This window comes from Corynebacterium sp. HMSC077G07, from assembly GCF_001809225.1.
GTDB lineage: Bacteria > Actinomycetota > Actinomycetes > Mycobacteriales > Mycobacteriaceae > Corynebacterium > Corynebacterium jeikeium_D.
Genome location: NZ_KV796530.1, coordinates 90,365 through 102,749 on the forward strand (window position 1 = coordinate 90,365; position 12,385 = coordinate 102,749).

At 57.8% G+C, this 12,385-nt stretch carries 8 protein-coding genes; 2 read left to right on the forward strand and 6 right to left on the reverse strand.

Going from position 1 to position 12,385, the window contains the following annotated elements; genetic code table 11:
* Positions 1–11 precede the first annotated feature (11 nt).
* The 3 genes from HMPREF2562_RS04120 to HMPREF2562_RS04130 all read right to left on the reverse strand — a co-directional run bounded on the left by HMPREF2562_RS04120 (position 12) and on the right by HMPREF2562_RS04130 (position 4,342).
* Positions 12–1,028 carry a 3-isopropylmalate dehydrogenase gene (locus HMPREF2562_RS04120; protein ID WP_088611968.1) on the reverse strand — a complete coding sequence of 339 codons (1,017 nt, stop codon included), beginning with the start codon at positions 1,026–1,028 and terminating at the stop codon, positions 12–14.
* Between the two features lie 68 nt (positions 1,029–1,096).
* The gene (locus HMPREF2562_RS04125; RefSeq protein ID WP_070549664.1) at positions 1,097–2,626 is read right to left on the reverse strand and encodes an HNH endonuclease signature motif containing protein; all 1,530 of its coding nucleotides are present in this window, start codon (positions 2,624–2,626) and stop codon (positions 1,097–1,099) included.
* 201 nt (positions 2,627–2,827) lie between these two features.
* On the reverse strand, positions 2,828–4,342 hold the full coding sequence (locus HMPREF2562_RS04130) for an acetyl-CoA hydrolase/transferase family protein (RefSeq protein WP_070429316.1): 1,515 nt from the start codon (positions 4,340–4,342) through the stop codon (positions 2,828–2,830).
* A gap of 289 nt (positions 4,343–4,631) precedes the next feature.
* On the opposite strand from HMPREF2562_RS04130, the gene HMPREF2562_RS04135 reads away from it, so the two are divergent.
* Together HMPREF2562_RS04135 and HMPREF2562_RS04140 are read left to right on the forward strand one after the other, a co-directional pair.
* A complete protein-coding gene (locus HMPREF2562_RS04135; protein ID WP_049190124.1) occupies positions 4,632–5,708 on the forward strand; it encodes a GTP-binding protein in 1,077 nt (358 codons plus the stop codon).
* Positions 5,709–5,859: 151 nt separating this feature from the next.
* A complete protein-coding gene (locus tag HMPREF2562_RS04140; RefSeq protein ID WP_048735346.1) occupies positions 5,860–7,362 on the forward strand; it encodes an acetyl-CoA hydrolase/transferase family protein in 1,503 nt (500 codons plus the stop codon).
* Positions 7,363–7,484: 122 nt separating this feature from the next.
* On the opposite strand, the gene serA is transcribed toward HMPREF2562_RS04140, so the two are convergent.
* From serA to ilvC, 3 genes are all read right to left on the reverse strand, one after another.
* Positions 7,485–9,080 (reverse strand): phosphoglycerate dehydrogenase, encoded by a 1,596-nt coding sequence (gene serA, locus HMPREF2562_RS04145; protein WP_049190146.1) that lies wholly within the window; start codon positions 9,078–9,080, stop codon positions 7,485–7,487.
* 238 nt (positions 9,081–9,318) lie between these two features.
* Positions 9,319–11,043 carry a hypothetical protein gene (locus HMPREF2562_RS04150; protein ID WP_049172104.1) on the reverse strand — a complete coding sequence of 575 codons (1,725 nt, stop codon included), beginning with the start codon at positions 11,041–11,043 and terminating at the stop codon, positions 9,319–9,321.
* Positions 11,044–11,324: 281 nt separating this feature from the next.
* Positions 11,325–12,341: a ketol-acid reductoisomerase gene (ilvC, locus tag HMPREF2562_RS04155; protein ID WP_038628558.1), complete on the reverse strand. Its 1,017-nt coding sequence runs from the start codon at positions 12,339–12,341 to the stop codon at positions 11,325–11,327.
* Positions 12,342–12,385 lie beyond the last annotated feature (44 nt).

Consider the following 12,385-nt stretch of genomic DNA (forward strand, 5'->3'; position numbering starts at 1 on the left):
TTTTTACTGCGCTACTTCAAAGCAGCAGCAATGCGGTCGCCAACTTCAGTGGTCTTAATCGGGCCACTACCGCGAGTAGCCATGTCAGCTTCCACAGCAGCCTCGATGCGCTGAGCGTCTTCCTCACGACCCAGGTGGCGCAGCATCATGGCACCCGACAGAATGGCTGCGGTCGGGTCAGCGATCCCCTTGCCAGCAATGTCGGGAGCGGAGCCGTGAACGGGCTCAAACATGGACGGGTTGGTATTAGAGGCGTCAATGTTGCCGGACGCCGCCAGGCCGATACCGCCCGACACTGCACCAGCCTCATCAGTAATGATGTCGCCGAAGAGGTTGTCGGTGACGATGACGTCGAAACGCGAAGGATTAGTGACGAGGTAGATCGTCGCAGCGTCGATGTGCGAGTAATCGACATCTACCTCTGGGTATTCCTTAGCGACCTCATCGACCGTGCGCTGCCACATACCGCCACCGTGCACCAACACATTGGTCTTGTGGACAAGGGTCAGCTTCTTACGACGGGTCATAGCCAGCTCGAAGGCGTAGCGAACAACGCGCTCAGCACCGAAGCGGGTATTGACGGAGGTCTCGTTGGCAACCTCGTGTGGCGTGCCGACGCGAATCGCACCGCCGTTACCGGTGTAAGCACCTTCGGTTCCCTCGCGGACGACCACGAAATCAATTTCGCCCGGGTTCTTCAGCGGTGACTCGACACCCGGGAAGAGCTTGGAAGGACGCAGGTTGACGTGGTGATCCAGCGCGAAGCGCATCTTCAGCAACAGGCCGCGCTCGAGAACACCCGGAGGAACGTTCGCCGGGTCACCGATAGCACCGAGCAGAATAGCGTCGTGCTCACGCAGGGAGTCGAGATCGGCGTCGGTAAGCAGTTCGCCATTGCGCAAGTAGCGACGCGAGCCGAGGTCGTACTCGGTGGTGTCGAACTCGCCGATAGCAGCCTTGAGCACCTTCAGTGCCTCTGCCGTAACTTCCGTGCCGATGCCATCACCCGGGATGACGGCGATCTTCAGCTTTCCTGCCTCAGTCATTTTTTGAGATACCCTTCTCACTATATGGACACAAATGAGTGTAGCAGAACCTAGCGCTCACCCCCGTCACTGTCTGCGCGATTTTTACCATCTCCATCGTTTTCACAATCCACCCCGCCTACTGCTCTCTCCTTTTCCATATCCCGCCGCACCTTATCCACTAGGCCGCGGAGATTGTCATGCAATTTGCGACGTTTCTCATTGTGCTCAGCCAGCGCAGCGGTCTTCTTTTCAGTCTGCGAGGCAAAGGTGTAACGACCATGCCCAGTGTGCTCTTTTTCCGACTGCGCAAACGGCCCTTCATCACAAGAGAGGAACGTCCAAGCTTCGATCCCATCATCACCTCGAACAACTCGCCACATACCGGCAGTTTTGAGGTTGTGGTGCCTTCGACAGAGACAATGGAGATTATCTGTGTGCGTGACCCCTTCCTTTTGCCGCTCACCACCGGAAAGGCTGTGATCAAATTCCACAATATGGTCGATATCGCACTTTTCCGCGGGGACATCGCATCCAGGAAAACTACACACACCGTCACGGGCACGCACGAATGCACGCTGAGACTCGGAGGGCCGATACCCCTCAACCGCACTATCCCCCAGCACCCGCAATGTCGATACCCGCTTCAGCCAAGACTCGGCCACCAGCGAAGAAAGCCAACCAGCCCCAGCGAGCCACACTGGAGTGTTTTCCGGTTCGCCATCCTCCCCGGGAGAGAGCACTCGGAAGAGTTCCAGATTCACCTCCACCTCACAAGTACCGCGTAACGCATGCATGAAAGCTGCCGCGCGACTCACTTTCATCTTCTTAGCCACTGCGTCGATAATTGCAAGGGCTTCCACTGCATGATGCCGCTCGAGGACAGTAGTCAGTGTCGTAACTCCAGCGTCACCATGTTCATCAACTGCGACAAACTCCTTAGCCGTCATACGATCGCCAAAGTAGTCGAGAGCCGCAGCTTGAACCTCCCGTACCTCCTCCGACTCCGCGGGATTATCCGCCGACTCTCCATCCGCCTCGACCTGGTATGCCGCCGCATCAATTGCAGCACCTACGGTCGCCTCCACATTCCGGGCCAGGACCCTATCAGCCTGCAACCCAGCGACATCCACATCACGTGGCCGCACTTCCGGAGCACACTCACCAATCACTCGCTGCACCCGCGTTGCCATCGCACGCACGCCACGGAGCGCCTCCCCGTCGCGCCTAGGCTTAACGACGTCCACGAGACCCGACTCCACCGCGTCAACCTTGTCATCAGCCACAGGCCGGGTATGCTTACCAAGCATTGCTAAATGCCTCATCGACAAATGCCCGCGCTCCTGACACATTTCCGCTAGTTGCGGCATACGTCCAAGCATGTAGCCAATTTCCATATATTTGTTCACTTCGGCGCGTGAGATTCCAAGCACCACCGACCAATAAGCCAAATGAGCTTCGACATCGCCATCATCTGGTGGTGCGACCCGCTGAGCGATAACCATCTGCAGACGATTAATCTCGCGCATCACTTCAGCGAGCGAATGAGCCCTCACCTCATGGCTGAACCGAAATTCCCCACACGATTCCAACTCTGACATTGCACTGTCCCCTCCCTAACGAGGTCCCCTAACGAACAGTTCTTTATCAATTCGCCCACACCATATCCCCCACCCCGGATTCAAACCGCTGCGCACCCCAAAAATCTCCACATTATTCGAACACTATTTCGAACTAAAGCCGAAAGAAAATCCCGCCCTACGACGCAAACTTCGTCGTAAAGCGGGAACCGCACTAGAAACCTAGTCGACCGGCTTCATGGAACCGTTTTCGAGGAAACGACGGTGGAAGTCATAAGAAGTACCCAGGTCATGCGGAGTATGCAGGTACGGGGTGGCCCTCTCAGCACGCTCAACGTATTCGAGCAGCGCCTCCTTGTACATCGGGTGCGCACACTTCTCAATGACAACACGGGAACGCTGACGCGGCGCCAGCCCACGGAGGTCAGCCAGACCCTGCTCAGTGATGATGACCATCACGTCATGCTCAGTGTGGTCAACGTGAGAGACCATCGGCACGATTGCGGAAATGTCGCCATTCTTAGCCAGCGACGGGGACACGAACGTAGAGATGTAGGCGTTTCGGGTGAAGTCACCGGAACCGCCAATGCCGTTCATCATGCGGGAGCCAGCCACGTGAGTGGAGTTGACGTTGCCGTAGATGTCAGCCTCAATCATGCCGTTGGTGGTAATCAGCCCCATGCGGCGGACCAGACCCGGGTTATTGGAGATGTCCTGCGGCCGCAGAACGATCTTCTCGCGGTAGTCAGCAGCATTCTCGTTCATACGAGCTGCATATTCAGGAGACAGCGAGAATGCAGTACCGGAAGCCACGGTCAGCTTGCCAGCATCCATCAGGTCGACCATGCCGTCCTGGATAACCTCAGTGAAGGAGGTCAGGTTCTCATACTTGGAGTCGAGCAGACCTGCGAGAACGGCGTTCGGAATGTTACCGACACCCGACTGCATCGGCAGCAGGTTCTCCGGCAGACGACCGGCCTTGACCTCGCCATCGAGGAAGTCGAGCAGGTAGCCAGCAATAGCCTTGGAGTCATCGTCCAGCGGCTTGAACGGCGAGTTACGGTCCTCGGCGTTCGTCTCGACGACAGCGACAACCTTATCGACATCGATCTGAACATCCGGAGTGCCGATGCGGTCCCCCGGGTTCACAATCGGAATCTCCTTACGGTTCGGAGGCAGGCCGACACTGTAGATGTCGTGCATACCCTCGAGGTCCTCGGACTGCCAGGAGTTGACCTCAATAATGATCTTCTCTGCAGCATTGAGGTAAGAAATGCTGTTACCAACCGAAGAGGAAAGAATCAGGGAGCCATCGGCCTTAATGCGAACAGCTTCGACCACGGCAACATTGACCGGACCAAAGAAGCCCTGCTCAGTCATCGGGCCAGAGTGCGACAGGTGAATATCACTATAGAAGGCATCGCCTGCATTGATACGGTTACGCATTCCCGGGTCGGACTGGTACGGCATACGCCACTCAACACCATTGGCCTTCGCCAGCGCACCATCAAGTTCCGGAGCGGTAGACGCGCCGGTCAAGACCTTAATCTTGAACTCGTCGCCACGCTCGTGAGCGGCCTCCATGCGCTCAGCGAGAGCCGGCGGGACAACCTTCGGGTAGCCAGCACCGGTAAATCCGGCAAAGCCCACCATGTCTCCGTGGTTGATGAACTGCGCCGCCTCCTGCGCGGTCATCACCTTGGATTTGAGACCAGCATGGGCAATACGATCTGACATGAATTCACCTTTCTATATCCCCCAACGCGACTATCGGGGGTAGCACTTCGAACACCAAAGCACACCCCCAACCCTATCAACGAAGCGGTTAGCGCCTTTCATTCAGATGCCCGAAAGCGCCCCCATTTTAGGCACATTCCATACGCCACTAAAGCCGACTACAACACCGTTTTATGCCCTACGTCACAACCAGTCGACAATCAGCCATGCGACACATTTACAACCCCTCACATAGCCCAATTCATGCACTAGTTATTGATAATCATTTTCAGTACGCTAATCTTGTCGGGTGACTTCTACCGAATTTTCTGATAGCACCACCCAGACCACTCCCGTCACCGTCCTGTCCGGATTCCTGGGCGCCGGCAAGACCACCCTCCTCAACAACCTCCTGGCAAACTCACAGGGGCGCAAAATCGCGGTCATCGTCAACGACTTCTCGGAAGTCAACGTCGATGCCGCCCTCATCGAGCAGGGCACATATCTCGAGCGCGGCGAGGACCGTTTCATCGAAATGTCTAACGGCTGCATCTGCTGCACGCTGCGAGATGACCTCGTGGAAAACGTCGGCAAGCTCGCGCGCAGCGGCAAATTCGAACACATCGTCATCGAATCCACCGGCATCTCCGAGCCCATGCCAGTCGCCGCTACCTTCGAGTGGGAATTCGACGATGGCCGTCGCCTCGCCGACATCGCCCCCATCGACACGATGGTCACGCTCGTCGACGCCTCTACATTCCTCGACAGTCTCCGCCAGGGACGCGCACTGCCTGACGACGAACGCACGGTCGCTGACCTCCTTGTCGACCAGGTGGAATTCGCCGATCTCATCCTCATCACCAAATCCGACCTCGCCGGCGAAAAGCTCACCGGCGGCACCGAGGAAACAATCCGCGCCATGAACCCCCGCGCACGCATCGTCCGCGTGACTAACGGCGAAATCGCCACCTCTGCCATTCTCGACGCATCGCTTTACGACGAAGGTACCGCGGCCACTTTCCACGGATATGCAGAAGAACTTGCGAATCCCCACACGCCGGAGACTGAAGAATACGGCATTTCTTCGGTTGTTTTCCGAGGCAACCGCCCCTTCGACCGCGAACGACTGATTAAGGCTCTCCGCGGCACAAAGGGGCTCGTACGATCCAAGGGGCACTGCTGGATTTCCGACCGCCTCGAAGTCGCCCACGTGTGGAGTCAGGCGGGGCCGAACCTGAAAATCACCCCTGCCGTCATGTGGGCGCAGACCGATGTCCCACCATCCAATGAGGTCGTACTCATCGGTGTGAAATTTAACCCAGAGGCCACACTGCAGGCATTCGAGGATGCCATGCTGACTGACGAAGAAGTGCGGGAATTGCTGTAACAAAGCCCCTGGAAGAGCGCCGATAAACGACCCGCTGAAGCGATCAGAGTGTCATAAATCACTTCTCAACCTGCGGGTGTGGCAACACACTGTTAGCGCATGCTAGGTTAGGCGACAAAACTAAAGTCGAACAGTCTATCTAGGAGATGACATGTCTGATCGCATCGCACATGCCGGTTTGCGCGGCAAGGTAATGACCGCCGACGAGGCTGCACAGTTTATCAATCATGGTGATGCCCTCGGCATCTCTGGCTTCACCGGTGCTGGCTACCCGAAGGCCCTGCCGACTGCGCTGGCAAACCGTGGCAAGGAACTTCACGCCAAGGGTGAAGAGTTCGCTGTCGACATCTACACAGGCGCTTCCACTGCCCCAGACTGTGACGGCGTGATGGCAGAAGCTGACATCATTCGCTACCGCATGCCGTACCAGGGCGATCCGGCACTGCGTAAGTCCATCAACTCCGGCAAGGCGAAGTACCAGGACATCCACCTCTCCCACTCCGCGCTGTACATCGAGCAGGGCTTCCTGCCGATTGACGCCGCAATTGTTGAGGTCACTCGTATTACGGAAGATGGACACCTCGTTCCGTCGTCAAGCGTTGGCAACAACGTCGAGTGGATGGACAACGCTGACAAGATCATCATCGAGGTCAACTCGTGGCAGTCCGAGGAACTCGAGGGCATGCACGACATCTACCGCATTCAGCACCTGCCTAACCGCACGCCGGTGCCGATCAACGCCCCGGGTGACCGCATTGGTACCCCTTACATCGACATCAACCTGGACAAGGTTGTCGCAGTTGTCGAGACCAACGCGCCGGACCGCAACTCCCCGTTCAAGCCGTTGGATGAGACCTCGAAGGCTATTGCCGGCCATTTCCTCGACTTCCTCGAGGGCGAAGTTCGCGCGGGTCGCCTGGCTTACGACCAGTACATCATGCAGTCGGGCGTCGGTAACGTTCCGAACGCCGTGATGGCGGGTCTGTTGGACTCCAAGTTTGAGAACATCAAGGCCTACACCGAGGTTATTCAGGACGGCATGATCGACCTGATTGACGCAGGTAAGATGACCGTCGCTTCGGCTACCTCCTTCTCCCTGTCTCCGGAAGCGGCCGAGCGTATGAACAACGAGGCTGCTCGCTACCGCGAGAACATCATTCTGCGCCCGCAGCAGATTTCTAACCACCCGGAGGTTGTCCGTCGCGTCGGCCTAATCGCCACCAACGGCATGATTGAGGCCGACATCTACGGCAACGTCAACTCCACCCACATCAACGGCAGCCGCATGATGAACGGCATCGGTGGTTCCGGTGACTTCACCCGTAACGCCTTCGTTTCCTCGTTCATCTCGCCGTCGCTGGCGAAGGACGGTGCGATTTCGACTATCGTTCCGTTCGCTTCGCACATTGACCACACCGAGCACGACGCCATGGTCATCATCACCGAGCGTGGATTCGCTGACCTGCGTGGCCTGGCACCGCGTGACCGCGTGGCGAAGATGATTTCCGTTGCACACCCGGAGTACCAGCCACTGTTGGAGGAGTACTACGAGCGCGCGCTGAAGACCGCTCCGGGCATGTCTACCCCGCACGACCTGCGTACTGCCTTCGACTTCCACGTCAACATGATTGAGAAGGGCTCGATGAAGGGCTAGGCAGTAGGGCTACGGCTGCATAGATCAGCTGGGAAACAAAAATCCCCTCCATGCGGAGGGGATTTTTTCATGCAGTAGAAGCTGCGCTAGAGACTAGCTCTAAAACGCCTAGGCGCTCAGAACTAGTCCAGCTCGAGCTGCAGAGCGTGGGTAGCGGAGATCTCCTCGGTAATCTTTCCGACGAGCTCCTCCGGAACCTCCTTGGAAACGCGCAGCACCAGGATGGCAGTCTGATCTGCTTCCTGCGGAGACAGAGCAGCAGCCTCGATGTTGATGCCGGACTCACCCAGGGTGGTAGCAACGCGACCCAGAGCGCCCGGAACGTCGTTGTACAGCAGGAAGAGGTTACGGCCCTGAGCGCGCATGTCGATGCCGCGGCCATTGATACGGACAATCTTCTCGACGCGGTTCAGGCCAGTGAGAGCACCAACGACGGTAGCGGTGGAGCCATCAGCACCGATGACCTTGACCTCGAGTACGGAGCGGTGAGAGACGGACTCCGGCTCGGTCTCGACAGTGAAGGTCACACCACGCTCTTCTGCGATACGCGGAGCGTTGACGAAAGTGACCGGTTCTTCCACCATGAGAGAGAACAGTCCACGGATTGCTGCCATACCCAGAACGTTAACGTCCTCAGTGTGCAGCTCACCGCGAGCGGTGACCTCAACAGCAGCCGGAGCGCCCTCGAGCAGACCGCCAGCAACCAGACCCAGCTCACGAGCCAGCTCGAGCCACAGGGCCACCTCTTCGCCGACAGCGCCACCGGAAACGTTGACTGCATCCGGGACGAACTCGCCAGCCAGGGCCAGCAGCACGGACTTAGCGACATCGGTACCTGCACGGTCCTGCGCCTCGACGGTGGAGGCACCCAGGTGCGGAGCACAAACAGTTTCCGGCAGGCCAAACAGCGGGGAATCCGTGCACGGCTCGGTCGCGTACACGTCGAAGCCAGCACCGCGGATGTTGCCAGCCTTGATTGCGTCGGCAAGCGCCTGCTCGTCGACGAGACCGCCGCGGGCAGCGTTGATGATGATCTGGCCCTTCTTGGCCTTGCCCAGGAGCTCAGCATCGAACATGCCAGCGGTTTCCTTGGTCTTCGGCAGGTGGATGGTCACGAAATCAGCACGAGCCATCAGGTCTTCCAGCTCAACCAGCTCGACACCGAGCTGAGCAGCACGAGCCGGGTTCGCGTACGGATCGTACGCAATGATGTTGGTCTCGAAAGCAGCGAGACGCTGCGCAAACAGCTGGCCGATGTGACCGAAACCGACGATACCGACGGTCTTGCCGAAGATTTCGACACCCTTGAAGGAAGAGCGCTTCCACTCCCCCTCACGCAGGGACGCGTCCGCAGCCGGCAGCTGGCGAGCGGTGGCCAGCAGCAGTGCGATTGCGTGCTCACATGCAGAGTGAATATTAGAGGTCGGAGCGTTGACAACCATGACGCCGCGCTTGGTAGCGGTATCGATGTCGACGTTATCCAGGCCAACGCCGGCGCGACCGACGATCTTCAGATTCGGAGCAGCCTCGAGGACTTCCTGATCCACGGTGGTAGCGGAGCGGACGAGAAGTGCGTCAGCATCACCAACCGCAGCCAGGAGCTCAGCGCGGTTCGGGCCATCTACCCAACGGACCTCAACGGAATCCCCCAATGCGTCCACAGTGGACTGTGCCAGCTTGTCGGCGATGAGGACAACGGGGCGAGCGTTCTGGCTCACAAGCATCTCCTGGTTTGTCTCGAAAAGTTTATGCAGTATGTGCGGTGTCACTTAAGAAAACTACTAAAGCGTGCACGCGCATTACGTCTCATCATAAACTCTGGGGGTGAGACACGGGGGGACTTACCTAAGCAAAACGGCGCTTACTACCCTTTGTTTAGGGAGTAAGCGCCGTTGCCCCCGACATTCAAGTCGGCAAATATTTCGCGTTATATTTTTATTTCTGCTGGTCTATAACCTACTGGTACGTAACCAACCACGGACGCGGCTCGATGTTCATGGTCTCCTCAGGAGTAAACATCGGCTGATCCTCGTCGATGAAGTTCTTCCACGCCTCGAAAATCTCCGGCTGCAAATCCTGCAGCATGACGTTCCAGGTCTCAAACTTCTCCTGCGCGGTGCCATGGCCGTCGGCATGCAGAACGAATGCGAGCTCCGGGTGCGACAGATCCAGCGTCTCACGGTCGCGAATCATCTGTAGCTGGAACTGGTGCAGCATCAGCATCTTCTGCGGAAGGTTGTTCTTACGAGTCAGCTCAGCCAGCCAATCAGCAACGCGGTTGACTTCTTCAGCCTTAACGTGACCAACCTGGGTCGCCGGAACCTGCCCCGGTTCCATCTTCCACTCCGGGTCCAGCGCCAGACCGACGTTTGGCATCTTCAGCAGTTCTTCGTAGAACTTGGCCTGGTCCAGGAAGTCTGCACTACCCGGCTGCAGGTCGATGATGACGTAGCCGCCGGCCTTGGTCATGGCCTCGACGTACGGCTTCAGAGTCTCAACCGGAGCTGGCTCGGAGTAGTCACCGCGTGGACCCGGGTCAGCCTGCGCGACCGAAGCGATAATCTCGAAGGCCGGCAGTACCGGGTCATCAGCGAACTTCTCGTACTGCTTCACGTAGTCCTTCGCACGTGCGACGGCATCCTCCGGATCATCCTCACCCATCACACCCAATGGAGCGACACCAGGGTGACCATACGTTGCAATCAGATGACGACCGGGGAACAGCAGTGTGCCTCCACCTGGCAGCTCCTTGACCTTGTCATCTTTGGCAAGCTCGATGGACTGATCAAACTTGTCCTTATCGCCGAAAACCTTACCCAGAGCAATCAGGGACTCGCCGTCGCGAGCAGCGGAAATCGACTCAGAGGTAGCACGCGCGTCGCCCACCGGCAACCAACTGACCTTCAGGCCAGCGGCGCGGGCCGTAGCAATGGAGGCCAAACCGGTACCCGGTGCGGCCAGTGCCAATGTGTCCTTGACCTCCTTCGGAGATCCCTTCGGCAGGGTGACGCTCTCCTGTCCCTTGTCGTCCTGCCCATCGCTGGCGCGATCCTGAGCCTCTTGGTTGGCTGCCCCATCCTTCGTTGCATCGCCCTCGACGACAGTTGGCTTCTCCGGATCCATCTCAACGACAGCGCGAGTCGGCTTCGACTCCGTCTCCTTGAGAACCTTAAACTCGGTACCGACGAGCTCCTTAAGGCCATCGGTCGTACCCGGATCCGCAATGATCTGACGGCCCTCTTCGCCAGTCAGGTCAACTGCCCCCACAGTAAGGACTGTCTTTGCGCCCAGGCGGTCAATCTCTTTTTCCACATCGGCGATATCGGCGCCAGTATCACGGCCACGAGCATCCTTCTTCGGGCTCTTGGCAGTAGTGTCATCTTCCGCATCTTCGGCAGAACCAGCCACTAGCATCGGCAGACCAGCAGCAACCGCGATGCCTGCCGCCCTACGCTGCTCAGCAGAGCCAGCCGAGGAAACGACAACCGCTTCCGAACTGTCGATCAGACTTTCCGACGCTGCGATGTCGTCGCTAAGCACCGTCGATTCAGCGTCCACCTTCTTCGTGGAAACAGCGCTGTCGGAATTTCCACACGCGACCAAGGCGCTTGACCCCAACGCCAGGCTGACCGTCAGGGCAACGGTTGCCGTCACGCGCCGCGTCATTGCGGATACTCGCACATTTACCTCCGTGAAATGATTTGATTTCAACGATTAGACTATCGAACGTCTTTGTTGAGGGAGACCTTTCAACCCAGATTAGAACCCCGGATAGGACTGGGGCTACACCCGTTTGGCAGTAGTTGCTTTTGGCTCAGACGTTTATTCCACACGTCTACCCCACACGGTTCAGTGAAAGAATACTAGTGAGAGAGATACGAAAAGGGCCTCATCACGGCGGTGAAGCTCAGTGATGAAGCCCTACTTCGCGAACAAGCGAGGGATTCGCTTAAGCAACAAACTTAGGCAGTCTCAGCGCGAGCGTCGACCTTAACCCAGCTCATCAGGTCGCGCAGCTTGGAGCCGACCTCTTCAATCTGGTGGTTGTTGTAGGAAGCGCGCAGGTCCTCGAGCTCCTTGTTGCCGCCCTCGACGTTGGCAATCAGGCGCTTGGTGAAGGTGCCGTCCTGAATGTCAGACAGAATCTCGCGCATGTGCTGCTTGGTATCAGCGGTAATAACGCGCGGGCCAGACAGGTAGCCACCGAACTCAGCGGTGTCGGAGACCGAGTAGTTCATGTTGGCAATACCGCCCTCGAACATCAGGTCAACAATCAGCTTCAGCTCGTGCAGGCACTCGAAGTATGCCATCTCCGGCTCGTAGCCAGCTTCAACCAGAACTTCGAAACCGACCTTGACCAGTTCCTCGGTGCCGCCACAAAGAACAGCCTGCTCACCGAAGAGGTCAGTCACAGTCTCTGCCTCGAAGGTGGTCGGGATAACGCCAGCGCGGGCGCCACCGATAGCTGCAGCGTAGGACAGAGCCAGGTCGCGGCCCTCGCCCTTCGGATCCTGGTCAACAGCAATCAGGCACGGAACGCCCTTGCCATCGACAAACTGACGACGAACCAGGTGACCCGGGCCCTTCGGAGCAACCATACCGACGGTGATGTTGTCAGCCGGCTTGATGAGGTCGAAGTGGATGTTCAGACCGTGGCCGAAGAACAGCGCGTCGCCGTCCTTCAGGTTCGGCTCGATGTCCTCGCTGTAAACCTTTGCCTGGGTGGTGTCCGGAACCAGCACCATAATGACGTCTGCCCATGCAGCGGCATCTGCGTTGGACTTAACCTCGAAGCCAGCTTCCTGGGCTTTCACAGCGGACTTGGAACCTTCACGCAGACCGATAACAACCTCGACACCGGACTCGCGCAGGTTCTGAGCGTGAGCGTGGCCCTGGGAACCGTAGCCCAGGATTGCGACCTTACGTCCCTGGATGATGGACAGATCAGCATCGTCGTCGTACAGCAGTTCAATAGCCATTAAAATTAGCCTCTTTTCGAATCGGATTCGTTAAAAATTTTAGC

What these genes read in the sequence shown, in the direction of transcription:
- HMPREF2562_RS04125 (WP_070549664.1), bottom strand. Translation starts at nt 2,626, where the DNA reads ATGTCAGAGTTGGAATCGTGTGGGGAATTTCGGTTCAGCCATGAGGTG.
- HMPREF2562_RS04130 (WP_070429316.1), bottom strand. Translation starts at nt 4,342, where the DNA reads ATGTCAGATCGTATTGCCCATGCTGGTCTCAAATCCAAGGTGATGACC.
- HMPREF2562_RS04140 (WP_048735346.1), top strand. Translation starts at nt 5,860, where the DNA reads ATGTCTGATCGCATCGCACATGCCGGTTTGCGCGGCAAGGTAATGACC.
- ilvC (WP_038628558.1), bottom strand. Translation starts at nt 12,341, where the DNA reads ATGGCTATTGAACTGCTGTACGACGACGATGCTGATCTGTCCATCATC.